Below are 14,613 nucleotides of genomic sequence, written 5' to 3'. Positions count from 1 at the left end.
GGTGCCCGGGTAGCGACCGCAGGGGTGGTCGGGAACCGCTCGAGGTGTCGTCCCTGGCCACCTTGGTGGCCACCGCCCGGCGCGAACACCGGCAGACCCCACCTTGGTGGGGGAGGTCCACACCCCGAGCGGCGCCGCACCACCCCTGGGATGCCTGTGTCCCGCTCCCTCCCGGATCGAGAGTCGTGTCACGCCGATCGGCGGCCGGGACACACCGAGGGTGGCGAGTCAGATGACCAGCACGGGCCAGCAGCGCAAGGTGACGCGGACCGGCATCTCCTCGGTCCACCGCACGGTCGACGGGTCCGTGCTCACCGCGCCGGCGCGGCTGTGCTTCATCGTCGAGGAGCGCTACGAGAACGACGTGATGCCGGGTGCCGTCGTGGACGTGCTGCGGTCGTGGGGACACGAGGTCGACGTGCTGCGACCCCACGGCACGGTGGCCGACCTCTGGGACCTGCTCTTCACGGACTCGACGCGGTACGACGCCTTCGTGCTCAAGACCGTCTCCGACGGCCCGGGCCAGACCCTGCTCGACGCCGCCGCTGCCGCCGGTCTCACGACGGTGAACGACTCCCGTGCGATCCGCCTGGCGCGGGACAAGGCCGTCGCCGCCGTCCGGGCCCGGGCCGCCGGCATCCCCTTCCCGAAGACCTGGTTCGCGTCTCGCACCGCGCTGCTCGACCAGATCCCGGCCGACGCCTACCCGCTGGTGGTCAAGCCCAACAACGGCAGCTCCCTGAAGGACGTCCACCGGGTGGACAGCCCCGAGGAGCTCGCCCGGCTGGACGTCGACGACAGCACCCGCATGCTCGCCCAGCCCTACCTGCCGAACCCGGGCTACGACCTGAAGGTCTACAACACCGGCGACGAGGTGTTCGCCACGGTGAAGCGCTCGCCGCTGCACCCGGGCGCCGCGGTCGTCGAGGAGCAGATCCCGGTCCCCCCCGAGCTGGGCGAGCTGGCGCTCGCCGTGGGCCGCGCGTTCGGCCTCGACATCTACGGCATCGACGTCGTCGAGACCCCGGACGGCTACGTCGTCCTGGACGTCAACGACTTCCCCAGCTTCGGCCGGGTCCCCCGGGCCGCCGAACAGCTCGCCCGCACGGTGCTGCGCGTCACCCGGCGCTCCGCCCTCGCCGCCACCACGGCTCCCGCTGTCACCATCGACCCCACCTCCGCTCCCGCCGCCATGGAGGCCACGGCATGAGGATCCACCTGCTCGCCGAGTCGTCCCCGAACCCCGTCCTGACCGCCGTGATGGAGGAGCTCGCCCGCGAGCACGAGGTCGCGGTCCACGACACCCGGACCCTGCCCGCGGGCTACGGCCGGGGACCCGGCCTGCAGGAGCCGCCGGACGTCGTCCTGCTCAAGTCCCGCACCCCGCAGGCCAGGCGGGTCGCGCGGACGGCGGAGCGCGCCGGCAGCCTGGTCGTGAACCCGCCGGCCGCGACCACCACGGCGCTGGACCGCGCCGCCACCGCCGACGCCCTCGACCGCGCCGGCGTCCCGGCCCCACGCAGCTGGTCCGTCCCCGCCCTGCGCGACCTGGGCGCGGACGGTGCGGCGCTGCCGTGGCCCCTCGTCGTCAAGAGCCGCACCAGCTCCCGCCGCGACCTCGTGCGCCTGGTGACCGGCCGTGCCGAGCTCGACGAACTGCTCGCCGAGTGGGGCGACGAACCGGTCGTCGCCCAGGAGTTCGCGGCCAACGACGGTTTCGACATCAAGGTGTGGGTGATCGGCTCGGACCTGTCCGCCGCCCGGCGACGCAGCGCCCTGGAGCCGATCGACAAGAGCGCCGACCAGCACCTGGACCCGGCCGACCTCCCCGCGGACTGGACCCGGACAGCACGGGACGCCGGAGCGGCCCTGGGCCTGCAGCTGTACGGCGTCGACCTGCTGATCACCGGGGGACACCCCGTGGTGGTGGACGTCAACCCCTTCCCCGGCTTCCGCGGCGCCCGCGGGCCCGCGGAGTCCCTGCTCCGCTTCCTGTCGCCGATCATGGCTCCGGGGATGGTGGCGGCATGAGCGCTCCGGCAGGACCGGCGAGGACCGGTCCGGCGAGGCCGCGGGTGACCGGCGCGACCGAGGCCCTCGACGCGTACCTCGCCCGGCAGGGCACCGACCGGGTCCGCCCCCCGCTGCGCTACCTGCGGCGCAAGCCCGGACGCGGGCTGGTCGCGGTCTTCGGCCCGGGCCGGTCCGGCGACGTCTACACCGTCACCGTCGACGAGCGGTCCCTGCTCGAGGGTTCCGACGGCGCCACGCTGTCCGGCTCCACCGTCCAGGCGTTCCCGGACGACCCGGAGCTACCGCACCTGGACGCCGTGATGACGCCGTCCGAGCACGCCGACCTCGCCGCCGCTCTCGAGTCGGCCGCGCGAGCGGCCCACCACGTGCTCCCCGACTGGCAGCTGCTGGACGTCGCCGCCGAGCCCGTCCGGTACAAGCCGGGCAACCGGTGCGTGCTCCGCTACCGGCTGCGCTTCGGCGGACCGGGGACCGGCGACGCCACGCGGACCTGCACCCTCGTCGCGAAGCTGTACCAGGACCTCCAGGAGGCGCAGGCCGCCGACGACCTCCTGACCCGGCTGCGCGACCAGGCCGCGGTCCCCTGGACCGCCCGGCCCCTGGGCGTGGTGCCGGGGTTGCCGCTGGCCCTGACCGAGGACCTCGGCAGCCGCCGCGACCGCGTGCCCGCGCACTCCGGACCGGACGTCGTGCACCCCGGGTCCGACGACGCGTTCGAGGTGGTCCGCCGGGCCGCCCGGGCCCTCGCCGAGCTGCACACCAGCGGCGTCGACACCGGTGGCCTCAGCCGGCGGACGGGGGTCGAGGAGGCCGGGAAGGCCGGCAAGCGCGCCCGGCTGCTCGAGCAGTACGTCCCCGACCTGGTCCCGGTGGCCCGGCCGGTCACCGACGCGGTGTGCGCCGCCCTGGCGGCGTTGCCGACGGACACCCTCCGGCCGGGACACGGGAGCTACAAGCCCAGCCAGCTGATGGTCCGGGACGGCTCGGTGTTCCTCGTGGACTTCGACCAGTTCTGCCTGGCCGACCCCGCCCTCGACGTCGGGTACTTCCTCGCCTACCTGCGGCCGGCGGGCCTCTGGTACCACCGGGCCGGGCGGCGCGCGTGGTTCGAGGCGGCCGCCGGGGCGTTCCTCTCGGCGTACGCCGAGCGCCTCGCCGAGCGCGGCGAGTCCGCGGCCACCTGTGCGGGCATCGCCCGCCGCGCCCCCGTGTTCGAGGCCGCGCTGCTCCTCAAGATCGCGGTGCGCCGGGCCAACCGGCTGCACAGCCCCCGCCCGGGAGAGGTCGCCGCGGTGCTCGACGAGGCCTCCCGCTGCCTCGCCGTCGCCGGGCCTCCCGGGTCGCCGGCCGAGGCCCGACCCGCCAGGTCGAGGGAGGCCTAACCGGCCAGGTTGAGGACGGTCAGCGTGCCGTCGCGGAGGTTGCTGACGTAGCCCCGGCTGCCGTCCGCCAGGACGGCGAAGGACGTGGGGGACTCGCCGGTGGGGATGGTGGCCGTGACCGCGAACGTCTCACCGTTGATGACCGAGATGCTGTTGCCCTCGTTGTTCGTGACGTAGGCGAACCGGCCGTCGGCCGACCACGCGGCGTGCTGCGGGAACGCGCCGACCGGGATCGTCGTGAGCACCTGGTCCGTCTCGGTGTCGATCACGGACGCCGAGTCGGCGTCGTAGGTCGCCACGATGAGGATCGGCCGGGTGGGGTGCACGGCGATGCTGTGCGGGCTCGTCGGCACCGGGATCTCGGCGGTGACCGTGTTGTCGGCGGGGTCGATCGCCGAGACGACGTTCGAGTCGTGGTTGGCGGTGTAGACCTTGGACCCGTCGGGCGTGAAGGCCACCCAGTGCGGGTTCGGCGCCACCTGGAAGTTGGTGACCAGGTCGTCGGTGGCGGTGTCGATCACCGACACGCTGTCGGTGTCGTGGTTGGGCACGTAGATCGACGCGCCGTCGGGGGACACCGCCGAGAGGAACGGCCGGGTGTCCACGGGGATGGTCTCGACCACCGAGTTCGTCGTCGTGTCCAGCACGCTGACCGCCGCGATGGTGCGCTCGTCGTCCCACACGCTCACGTACGCCCGGCGGCCGTCGGGGCTGAAGGCGATGAACTGCGGGGGACCGGCGTCGATCGGGATGGTCCCCGTCACCGTGTCCACGGCCGTGTCGACGACGGTGACCACCCCGGCCGTCCGGTTGGCGACGTAGAGGTGCCGGCCGTTCGGTGCCGCGGCGACGAAGCCCGGGGTCTCCCCGACGGGGATGGTGGCACCGATCGACGGGATCGGGACGGCCGTGGCCGGCGGGCTCTCGGGCGCCGGCGCCTCCGCCGAGGCCGTCGGCGACTGGTCCGCCGCGGTCTGGTCGTCGGGTTGCCGGTTCAGGTAGACGAACACGCCGGCCGCGACGACGACCAGCAGGCCGACGACGAGCGCGACCCACTTCTTCCCCGCCCGTCGAGGTGCCGTCGGCGGGGGACCGATCGGGGCGGGCCCCTGTGGCGGTGGACCGCCGGAGGGGCCGCCGGCCCGGGGGCCGGGGGCCTGGACCGGTGGACCGCCGGTGGCCGCCTCGGTCAGGGCCGGGGCGGCGGCTGCGGTGACCGCCGGGGCCGCGCCCGCCTCGACCGGAGCGGGAGCCCGTGCGGCCGGGCTCGGCGACCACTGCGGCGTTCCACGTGGAACCAGTTCGACCGGCCGGTAGTCGCTGACCACCGATCCGGTCGCCGTCCGCCGCGTAGCGGCGCCGACCACGAGCGCGGTGGGCACCTTCCGTCTGCGAGCCTCGGCGAGCAGGGCGGCGCCGAGTGCCACGGTGTGCTTGGGGTGCGCGCCGACGACCGTCGGCCGCCCGAAGGCCTCCGCGACCATCTGGGCGACCAGCGGGATCCGGGAGGAGCCGCCCACGAGCAGGACGGCAGCCATCGTCGTCCGGTCGATCTGCGCCGCCCGGAGCACCCGGTCGAGGGTCCCGATCGTCGACTCGATCGGGGCGCGGATCATGCCCTCCAGGTCGCTGCGCGTGAGCGTGACGTCGAAGTGGCGGTGCGGCAGGAACACCGGGATGGTCGCCTCGACGTCGACCGACAGGGCCTCCTTGGCCAGGGTGCAGTCCTGGCGGAGCCGGGCCAGGGCGACGACCGTCTTCGGGTCGCTCAGGTCCAGTTCGGTCAGCGCCCCGCGGGCCAGGTAGTTGACGTGGGCGAAGATCGCGTCGTCGAAGTCCGCGCCCCCGAGTCGCTCGATGCCCTCGGGCGTCCCCACGATCTCGAAGCCGTGCTGCGTGCGGCGGAGGACCGTCGCGTCGAAGGTGCCGCCACCAAGGTCGTAGACCGCGAGGACGTCGCCCTCGTCGAGCGGACGGGTGGAGGCGTAGTGCGCGGCCGCAGCCTCCGGCTCGGTGGTGTACAGGAGATCGGTGAGGCCCGCGGACTGGGCCACGTCCTCGAACAGGCCCCTCCGGAACGGGCCCCAGTTGGCCGGGTGGGTCAGCGCGACGACCTCGGGCTTGGCGCCCTGTCGATCGGCCGCGCGCACCAGCACGTCCTGCAGGAGTGCGCCGAGCAGGTCGGTGACGCCGTACGGGGCGCCCCCGAGCATGACCGGCGTCGGGTTGCCGAGGTTCCGTTTGATCTCTCGGGCGACGCGGTCGGGCCGGCTCACGGCGCGACGGGCCGCGGCGTCACCGGTCACGAGGCTGCCGTCCTCGCGGACGTAGACGGCGGCGGGCGCCACGAGAGAGCCGTCACCGAGCCCGAACATCTCCAGGCCGCGGTCGTCGGCGACCGCGGCGGCGATGAAGCTCGTCCCGAGGTCGATCGCGAGGCTGTAGCCCATGCTCCCCTGCGCGCGTCCCGGGAGGTCGGTGACCGTCGCGGTGGTCCGGCGGCCCCGGTCGGCCGGCGCATACGGGGGTGCCGGCGGCGGCGGTGGCGGCGGCGGCGGGGGTGCCGACGTCCGGAGGGCCCCCTCGAGCGCCTGCAGGAGCTCCTCGCACGACTCGAACCGGTCCTCCGGGGCCTTCGCCATGGCACGCGCCACCACGGCGTCGACGGCGGCGGGGACCTCGGGACGGATCGCCGAGACCGGGGCCGGTGTCTCGACCAGGTGCGCCCACAGCAGCGCGGCGTCGTCGTCCCGGCGGAAGGGCAGCTGCCCCGTCAGGCACTCGTAGAGCACGCAGCCCAGCGCGTACATGTCCGTGCCGGAACCCACCGGCCGGCCCTGGATCTGCTCGGGGGAGACGTAGTCCACGGTGCCGAGGAAGTGGCCGGTGCCGGTCAGTCCCCCGGACAGCTCCGTTGCCCGCTTCGTGAGCCCGAAGTCCGTGAGGTAGACGTGGTCGTCGTGGGGGGGACGGGCGCGCTCCGCGGCGGTGACGAGGATGTTGCCCGGCTTGACGTCGCGGTGCACGAGCCCCGCCCGGTGGGCGGCGTCCAGCGCGCTCCCGACCTGGCTGAACAGCCGCAGCGCACGTTCCAGGGGCAGTTGGCCGCCCTGCTCGGCCAGCAGGGCCTTCAGATCGGCACCGAGGACGTACCGCATCGCGATGAACAGCTGTCCGTCGGCCTCTCCGGCCTCGTAGATCGGGATGATGTTCGGGTGGTCCAGCGACGCCGCGAGCCGTGACTCCCGGATGAAGCGCTGCCGGAACTGCTCGCTGTCGGCGAGTTGCGGCGTGGGGAGCTTCAACGCGACCTTGCGGCCGAGGCGCGTGTCCTCCGCTCGGTACACCACCGCCATGCCACCGTGACCGATGACGGACTCGATCCGGTAGCCGGCGATCTCCGTGCCCGGTTGGTGGGTGTTCATCGATCCCCCAGCGCTCGGCCGCACCAGTCGCGGTCGCGGTTCCGGTGACGGGCCACAACGGTGCTCGCAGTGGGCGCCGCCCACCAGGGGATTCGGCGGCGGTGACCGGTCATGTGCACTCCGTGTGGACCACGGCACGCGGGGGAGCCGCGGCGGTCGGCTCTGTCACGTTCATAGGACTCCGTCACCCGGCGTGTCAATCTAAGCAGTGCTCCCGTCCGTCCAGAGTCAGGGAACGCCGCTCCGGATACGTGGCGGGTCCCGGAGAAGAGCCATCACGGGCCGCAGCCGCTGCGGCTTGAGCTGGCACCAGCTCCGGACGGCCAGACGCGCCAGCGACACCGTCCGGTACGCAGCGACCCGGGCGACGAGGGCGTCGGGCTCGGTGTCGTCGTCCAGCCGCGTGTACTCGCGGAGGAAGGCGGACTCGAGCTCTCGGCCGTCGTCCCCGGTCGGCCCCGCTCCGCCCGGGGTCGTGCGGAGCGCCACGGCGAGCCGCCCGGTGAACTCACCGAGGTCCAGCGCGGGCTCGGCGAGGCAGACCGCGTCGAAGCTGGTCAGGCCGGTGGTGGCACCGTCGAAGAGGACTCGCGAGGGCCGGAGGTCCCCATGTGCGACGGCCGGCCGCCCCGGTGCGTCGCGGGCGAGGTCAGCGATGCCGGCGAGGTGGCGGTGCAGTGACGCGGCCATCGCCGGGGCCAGCGGGGCGAGGTCGTCGACGGCGGCCCGCACGCCGTCGATCTCCTCGGCGAGGGGGCGAGGGGGACCCACGGGGATCGACGACCGGTGCAGGCCGGCGGCGACCCGGGCGCACGCCACCACCGCCTCCTCGGGAGTCGGTCCCCGGAACGCCGGCTCGCCGGCCACGCCCGACGGAGCGTGGAGCACCGACGGCAGCAGCGGGGACCCGGGCATCGCCTCGAGCAACGCGATCCGGAGGTCCGGCAGGTAGCCCTGGAACCGGGGCACCTGGAACCGCAGGGGGGACGGCGCCCCCTCCAGGCGGTCCCGGAGCGCGGTCACGGCCGGACCGACGAGGTGCCCTCGCCCGTCCGCGTACACCGTGCCGTAGACGACCTGCTTCAGGCTGCGCCCGCTGGGTCGGAGGTGCCACGCCAGCTCGTACCGCAGCACACAGGCGTGCCGCCGGTAGCGCACGACGTCGGCATGGACGCCCTCGAGCCGGAGCCCGGGCACCGAGCTCTCGAGCAGCGGCCCGAGCCGCGCCACGAGCTGGGCCGGGTCGGTGGCGGGACCCAGGCCCGGCAGCGCGGGGTCCACGGGGAACGCGTGCAGGACCAGGCGCAGCTCCCGGACCAGGAGCGTGGGGCAGGTGAAGGCGCTCAGGTCGCCCCGGCCGGCCAGGCGCCCGGCCAGGGGGTCGAGCTGCGCCCGCCACTCCTCGGCGGCCTCCACCGTGGGGAACAGCCGTCCCGCGACGAGGTGCTCGACGGTCTCGGCCGTACCCCGCCGTCGCACGTCCAGGCGGTACCGCAGCGTGGCGCCCTGCCCCGGTTCCACGAAGGGCTTCCCGGGGGAACAGGTGAGCAGTTCCCAGTCGTCGGCGAGCACGCGCTGCAGGCGCGCAGCCATCGCCGGACCGCTCAGTGCCTCGGCCAGCCCGGGGAGTGCCCGCGTCAGGCGAGGGGAGCGGAGCGGGTCCAGGTCGACCTCGCCGGGAACGGGGACCCCGACCGTGCTGGGCCAGCCGGTGGCGGCGAGGAACTGCTCCCGGGTCGCCGGTCGTGGCACCGCCTCGGCCAGGACGGTGTCGAACCTCCGCACGTCCACCCGTTCCGCCCCGGACACCTCCTCCTCGGCCTCGGACAGGGCGGCGGCCCGCTCCGCGGCCACGAGCTCACCGGTCCCGTCGCCCGCCGAGCCCGCGACGGCCGCGGCCGTCGCCTCGCCGAACTGGTGGGCGTACAGCTCCGCGTACAGGCCGCCGCTCGCGAGCAGGTCCTCGGGGCTGCCCTCCTCGAAGACCCGGCCGGCCGAGATGACCAGGACGCGGTCCACCCCGCGGATCAGGTTGAGGTCGTGCGACACGATGAGCGTGGTCCGATTGCGGGACAGCAGCTGCAGGGACTCGGCCACGAGCGCGGCCGAGGCCGCGTCCAGTCCCGTCGTGGGCTCGTCCAGGATCAGGATCGGGGTGTCCCGGATGAACGCGCGCGCGATGGACAGCCGCTGGCGTTGCCCCCCGGAGAGGGTCGCGGCGCGCTCGCCGAGGACGGTGTCGTAGCCGTCGGGCAGGGCCGTGATGAAGTCGTGGGCGTTGGCCCGCTGGGCGGCGCCGACGACCTCCTCGCGGGTGGCCCCCTCGCGACCGTAGGCGATGTTCTCGGCGACGGTGCCGCGGAGCAGCAGCGTCTCCTGGAGCACCATGCTGATCTGCGCCCGCAGGGAGTCGAGGGTGAACTGCCGGATGTCGTGGCCGTCGATGAGGACGGCGCCGACGTGCGGGTCGTAGAGCCGGGGGACCAGCTGGGCGATCGTGCTCTTGCCCGCCCCGCTGTGCCCCACGAGGGCCACGGACTCGCCCTCGACCACCTGGAAGTGGACGCCCTGCAGTGCCAGCCGGCCCGTGGACCCGTCGGGTCCGTCGGACGGGGACTGGTAGGCGAAGCTGACGTCCCGGAACGCGAGCTGCCCGCGCAGCGGCGGCGCCGGCCGCGCGTCCGGGGAGTCGAACACCGTGGGCCGGAGGTCGAGCAGCTCGTTGACCCGCTCCACGCTGGCGTAGACCCCGGCCACCCGGTTCCACTGCTTGATGATCCGGCGGATCGGCTTGAACATGTTCTGGATCAGCAGGATGAACGCGACCAGTTCCCCGGCGGTGAGCGAGTCGTCTGCCACCAGGCCGGCACCGACCAGGATGACGATCGCGATGCCGACGGACTCGATGAAGGCGACGGTGAAGCCGAAGACGGCCTCCAGCCGCGCCGTGCGCAGGATGGCGTCCCGCGCCACGCCGCTCTGCCGGGCGAACTTCCGCTGCTCGGTCTCACCCCGGCCGTAGACCTGGACGAGGCTGATCGCGGACAGCATCTCCTGCGCCGTGGAGGCCAGCTCGCCCTCGCTGGCCCGCTGCTGCTTGGAGGCGGCCTTGATCCGCCGGGCGAACAGGTTCGAGACCAGCGTGAGCAGCGGCACGATGACGAGCGCGAGGAGCCCGATCTCCCAGGACTGGCCGAACAGGTAGTACAGCGTCGCCGAGAGGACCAGCACGCTGCCCACGATGTCCCCGACCGAGTCCTCGACGAAGTCCTCCATGGCCTTGACGTCGCCGGTGAGGCGGGTGAGGACGTCCCCGGTGCTGCGCTGGAGGTGGAAGGCCAGGGGCAGCCGCTGCAGGTGGGCGAAGAGCGTGCCGCGGAGGTTGAACCCGAGCGTCCGCCCGGCGTTGGCCAGGTGGATCTCCGCCAGCGACGACGAGGAGCTGTTCACCGCGGTCGCCACGACGATCCCCGCCGCGATCACGTAGACCGCGGCATCGGTCGGGGCCGTGAACCCGAACCAGCTCGGCTCCTCGTCGTCGACGAGGAAGTCGGTCAGCTTGCTGATCAGGTCGGGGACCGCGACGGCGGTGACCGCCTCGAGCGCCAGCAGCAGGGTGGCGTACAGGAAGACCCGCCGCTGCCCGGCGGTGAAGCGCGCGAACAGCCGCAGGGTGCGACGGAGATCGCCGCTGCCCCTCATGACGGGCCGGATCTGGCCACGCGTTCCTCCAGTGGGAACCGGTCGCGCGGCGCCAGGCTAGCGGCCCGGCCGCGTGTTCTGGACCGGATCGGGTGCCCCGCCCCTCCCGGTCAGCCGCCGGGACGCCGGGCCACGTCCTCGACCGCGTCGGCGAGGTCTCCGGCGGTGCGGTAGCGGCGGGCCGGGTCCGGGTGCACCGCCGTGACCACGACCGCCCGCTCGCCGTCGGTCAGGTCCTCACCCGGCTCCGGATGGCTCCGCAGGTAGATCCGGACCGCCGTGAACGGGTCCGCGGACACCAGCGCGGGGAACAGCCCGTGCCCGGTCAGGACGAGGTGCAGGGTCACCCCGAGCGACCAGATGTCGCTGGCCCGGCCCGCCGGACGCCCCTGCATGAGCAGGGGGTCGACGAGTTCCAGGCCACCGGCCTGCGCCCGCGGGCCCAGACCGCTGAGCGTGTGCCCGTGGGTGAGCAGGTGCCCGACGGCCGGCTCGGCCAGGACGGCGCCGGCCCGGTCGAGCAGGACGTTCGCGGGTCCGATGCCGCGGTGCGCGAGGCCCGCCTCGTGGAGTTCGTGCGCGCCGCGGGCCGCGGCGGCGACGGCCCGGAGCTGCTCCCGACGCGTCAGCTCCTGCGCAGGGGCCGACAGCGAACCCAGCGGCTGGTACCGCATCGCGTAGAACACCACCCCGGCGTCCGTCCCGACGTCGTACAGCGGGAGCAGGTGGGGTGAGCCCAGCCCCGCGAAGAGGGTCAGGTCGTCGACCACGGCGTCGAACCCGTCGGTCCCCGGCAGGGACAGGACCTTGACCGCGACGGCGTCCGTCGCGATCCCGAGGCGCCGCGGTGTCCGGGCGAGGTAGACGTGGCTGTGCTCGCCCCGTCCGAGTTCCCGGAGGAACACGTAGTCCCCGACCCTGTCCACGACCCGACCCTCCCGTGCCCGACCCTCCCGTGCCCGTCCTCCAGTGCCCGACCCTCCCGTGCCCGTCCTCCAGTGCCTCAGCGGAAGGCCTGGGGCACGACCGCCTCCCGCCAGGTGTCGAACAGGAGCTGCCGCTTGCCCAGCCGCACGCGGTCCCCGTGCACCAGGACGAGCGGGGCGTGCGGCGTCACCGGCAGCCAGGGGCCGGCCGCGCCGGAACGGCTGACGAGGGTGCCGTTGGCGGACCGCTCGTCGCTGAGCAGGACCTGCCACCCCCGGACGGTCAGCCGGGCGTGGACCCGGGAGGTGCTGCGCGCCGCGTCGCGCAGCGGCAGGGGACGGGCCCACCCGGCGAGCACGTCCGGTGCCTGCTCCGCCTCCCGGCCGATGACGAGGTCCCCGGTCACCGTGTAGATCGTCCCCCCGTCGGTGACGACGACGCCCAACGGAGGTCTCGGCAGGCTCACCCGCTGCCCGCCGGCCGGCAGCGGTGTCCCGCACCGGAGACACGTCGAGCGCTCCGGGTCCGTGAAGTGCCCGGCGGGACAGCGCACGCCCTCCACGACGACCTCGGGGCCCGTCGTCCCGGAGCCGGCCGCGTCCTCGCCCGGCGTGCCGACGACCGGCAGCGGCGGGCGTCGCCGTCCTGCGGGCCGTCCGGCGGACGCGCGGGCGGCGCACTCGCCGAGCAGCACGGTGCGGAACTGCACGGCCGGCCGCAGCTGGGTCGTGGACGTCGGGAGCCCGGAGGCGGCCGACACCGCGACCGGCACGGCGGGCGGCCGCTGCGCCGACCCCTCCGGGGCGCGCCGCAGGGTGGCCCCGGAGCCCAGCACGGTGCCGGCCTCCAGGTCGAGCGGCAGGACGTCGACGACGTCCTGCGGCGGGGCGCCCCCGTCCCCCGCGATCGTCACCTCGTGCCACGCGCCGTCCTCGAGGACCTGCTCGGCCACCCCCGCGCCCCTGCCTCCCGGCTGCTCGACCGGCCGGCCGTCGACGAGGACCGGCACCGGACCGTGGACGAGGACCCGCAGCGCGGCACCGGTACGGAGCAGCAGCGCGAAGCCGGGCACCTCCGCCGCGGGCCACAGGCCGACCAGGGCCCGCAGCGCGTCGACCCGGGCACGGCCGGTCGGGTCCGGACGGTGGCAGAGATCGAGCAGTTCACGGACACGGTGGCCGGCCGCCACCGGTACCGCCGGCACCACGAGCAGGGTGTCGCCGTGCCGGTCGACGACACCCGTCCCCGGGTGCACCAGAACCCGCGGCCAGTCCCTCCCGGACATGCTCACCTGCCAGTGTCGAGGTGTCCTGGGTCTGCTCCCCGGGGCGGGTCCGTCGGTCTCACCGACCGGCGGCGGCCAGCGCCCGGTCCAGCTTCACCGCCGCGCGGATGAGGCCGAGGTGCGTGAACGCCTGCGGGAAGTTGCCCAGCGCCTCACCGGACGGGCCGATCTCCTCCGCGTACAGCCCGAGGTGGTTGGCGTAGGTCAGCATCTTCTCGAGGGTGTGCCGGGCCAGGTCCAGGCGTCCCGCCCGGGTGAGGGCCTCGACGTACCAGAACGAGCACAGGTTGAAGGTGCCCTCGGGCTCGTCGAAACCGTCGCTGCCGTCGGTGTGGTACCGGTGCACCAGGCTGTCGGTCACCAGCTCGGCCTCGATCCGCTCCAGGGTCGACAGGAAGCGCGGGTCCTCGGCACCGGTGAAGCCCACCAGCGGGATCATCAGGGCCCCGGCATCCAGCGTCCGCGAGTGCGGGTACTGCACGTACGCGCCCACGTCCGGGTTCCAGCAGTGCTCCTGGACCTGCAGGTAGGCGCGGTCGGCCGCCTGGCGCCAGGGGGTCCGCGGCGCGGGCAACCCGCGCCGGTGGGCGAGCCGGCCGGCCCGCTCGAAGGCCACCCAGGTCATCAGCGTGGAGTACGTGAAGCGCTGCTGGGGACCGCGGACCTCCCAGACCCCGCAGTCGGGTTCCTCCCAGTGCGCCTCGAGCCAGTCGAGCTGGCGGCACATCGCCGTCCACAGCTCGTAGGAGACCGGTCGGCCGCTCCGGTCGTACAGGTGGAGCGAGTCCATGACCTCGCCGAGGATGTCGAGCTGGAGCTGGTGGGCAGCGCCGTTGCCGATCCGCACCGGTCTCGAGTCCCGGTACCCGCGGAGGTGGTCCAGCGTCGACTCGGAGCCCACGACGTCCCCGTCGATGCCGTAGAGGATGTGCAGGCCCTTCTCCGCGCTGGCCTCGATGCACCTTGCCTCGAGCCAGGTCATGAAGGCGCCGGCCTCCTCGGTGAAGCCGAGCCGCATCAGCGCGTACACCGTGAACGAGGCGTCGCGGACCCAGGTGAAGCGGTAGTCCCAGTTGCGGGTGCCGCCGAGCGCCTCGGGCAGCGAGGTGGTCGGTGCGGCCACCAGCGCTCCGGTGGGCTGGTAGACCAGCAGCTTCAAGGTCAGCGCGGACCGTTCCACCATCTCCCGGTACCGGCCCCGGTACCGGGACCTGCGGATCCACCGCTGCCAGTACCCGAGCGTGGCGTCGAGCAGGTCCTGGACCTCTGCCATCTCCAGCGGCCGTGGCGAGCCCCAGCGGGACAGCGCCAGTGCGAGGCTCTCGCCCTCCTCGAGCACCACGTGACCCACGGCCGCCGACCCGTCGGCGGTCAGCGCGACGGTGGACCGGAGGACGAGCTGGGCCAGGGGGGAGAAGAAGAAGGCACCGGCGCCCTCGACGATGTCCACCTCGGTGCGCGCCCGGGCGTAGTCGAAGGCGGGGGCGCACCGGATGTCGACGTCGACCCGGCCGCGGACGGCGCGCACGAGCCGCACGAGCTGGCTGGCGCCGCGCCTGGTCGCCCCCTGCTCGTGGGGCACCATGAAGTCGACGACCTCGCCGACGAACTGCTCGCCCAGGAAGCGGGTGACGAGCACGTTCGAGTCCGGCAGGTACATCTGCTTGACCCGCGTGGCGCCGGCGCACCGCACGGTGAACCGGCCGCCCCGTTCGTCGTCGAGGATCGAGGCGAACACCGACGGGGAGTCGAACCGGGGCAGGCAGAGCCAGTCGATGTCGCCCTCGGTGGAGACGAGGGCGGCCGTGTGGAGGTCGCCGATGATGCCGTGGTCCTCGATGAGAGCAGCCATCCGCGC

8 protein-coding genes are annotated in these 14,613 nt (G+C 74.1%); 3 read left to right on the top strand and 5 right to left on the bottom strand.

Annotation, left to right across the window (positions count from 1 at the left end; genetic code table 11):
- Positions 1-232 precede the first annotated feature (232 nt).
- From CRP39_RS16745 to CRP39_RS16735, 3 genes are read left to right on the top strand one after another with little or no spacing between them, the layout of a single operon-like run.
- Positions 233-1,210 (top strand): ATP-grasp domain-containing protein, encoded by a 978-nt coding sequence (locus CRP39_RS16745; protein WP_097207505.1) that lies wholly within the window; start codon positions 233-235, stop codon positions 1,208-1,210.
- Positions 1,207-2,031 (top strand): ATP-grasp domain-containing protein, encoded by an 825-nt coding sequence (locus tag CRP39_RS16740; RefSeq protein WP_097207504.1) that lies wholly within the window; start codon positions 1,207-1,209, stop codon positions 2,029-2,031. The genes CRP39_RS16745 and CRP39_RS16740 overlap by 4 nt, the downstream gene beginning before the upstream one ends.
- A gap of 44 nt (positions 2,032-2,075) precedes the next feature.
- The gene (locus tag CRP39_RS16735) at positions 2,076-3,416 is read left to right on the top strand and encodes a phosphotransferase family protein (protein WP_097207503.1); all 1,341 of its coding nucleotides are present in this window, start codon (positions 2,076-2,078) and stop codon (positions 3,414-3,416) included.
- Here the strand turns inward: CRP39_RS16735 and CRP39_RS16730 are convergent.
- The 5 genes from CRP39_RS16730 to CRP39_RS16710 all read right to left on the bottom strand — a co-directional run bounded on the left by CRP39_RS16730 (position 3,413) and on the right by CRP39_RS16710 (position 14,607).
- Positions 3,413-6,841: an Hsp70 family protein gene (locus tag CRP39_RS16730; protein ID WP_097207502.1), complete on the bottom strand. Its 3,429-nt coding sequence runs from the start codon at positions 6,839-6,841 to the stop codon at positions 3,413-3,415. The genes CRP39_RS16735 and CRP39_RS16730 overlap by 4 nt on opposite strands.
- 228 nt (positions 6,842-7,069) lie before the next feature.
- Positions 7,070-10,543, bottom strand: coding sequence for an ABC transporter ATP-binding protein (locus CRP39_RS16725; protein WP_097207501.1), 3,474 nt, complete (start codon positions 10,541-10,543; stop codon positions 7,070-7,072).
- Positions 10,544-10,653: 110 nt separating this feature from the next.
- Positions 10,654-11,469 carry a protein kinase domain-containing protein gene (locus tag CRP39_RS16720; protein ID WP_172442481.1) on the bottom strand — a complete coding sequence of 272 codons (816 nt, stop codon included), beginning with the start codon at positions 11,467-11,469 and terminating at the stop codon, positions 10,654-10,656.
- A 77-nt stretch (positions 11,470-11,546) separates the two neighbouring features.
- Positions 11,547-12,755: an FHA domain-containing protein gene (locus CRP39_RS16715; RefSeq protein WP_143426678.1), complete on the bottom strand. Its 1,209-nt coding sequence runs from the start codon at positions 12,753-12,755 to the stop codon at positions 11,547-11,549.
- Positions 12,756-12,813: 58 nt separating this feature from the next.
- Positions 12,814-14,607 carry a glycoside hydrolase family 15 protein gene (locus CRP39_RS16710; protein ID WP_097207498.1) on the bottom strand — a complete coding sequence of 598 codons (1,794 nt, stop codon included), beginning with the start codon at positions 14,605-14,607 and terminating at the stop codon, positions 12,814-12,816.
- Between the last annotated feature and the right edge of the window lie 6 nt (positions 14,608-14,613).

The sequence above is a fragment of the Geodermatophilus sabuli genome (genome assembly GCF_900215145.1).
Taxonomy (GTDB): domain Bacteria; phylum Actinomycetota; class Actinomycetes; order Mycobacteriales; family Geodermatophilaceae; genus Geodermatophilus; species Geodermatophilus sabuli.
The sequence above is the reverse complement of the archived record's forward strand: the minus strand, read 5'-3'. Positions and strand labels throughout refer to the sequence as shown.

Bases quoted from the DNA above. Each gene is read 5' to 3' on its own strand.
- CRP39_RS16730 (WP_097207502.1), bottom strand. From the start codon at position 6,841: ATGAACACCCACCAACCGGGCACGGAGATCGCCGGCTACCGGATCGAG.
- CRP39_RS16710 (WP_097207498.1), bottom strand. From the start codon at position 14,607: ATGGCTGCTCTCATCGAGGACCACGGCATCATCGGCGACCTCCACACG.
- CRP39_RS16715 (WP_143426678.1), bottom strand. From the start codon at position 12,755: ATGTCCGGGAGGGACTGGCCGCGGGTTCTGGTGCACCCGGGGACGGGT.
- CRP39_RS16745 (WP_097207505.1), top strand. From the start codon at position 233: ATGACCAGCACGGGCCAGCAGCGCAAGGTGACGCGGACCGGCATCTCC.
- CRP39_RS16740 (WP_097207504.1), top strand. From the start codon at position 1,207: ATGAGGATCCACCTGCTCGCCGAGTCGTCCCCGAACCCCGTCCTGACC.
- CRP39_RS16725 (WP_097207501.1), bottom strand. From the start codon at position 10,543: ATGAGGGGCAGCGGCGATCTCCGTCGCACCCTGCGGCTGTTCGCGCGC.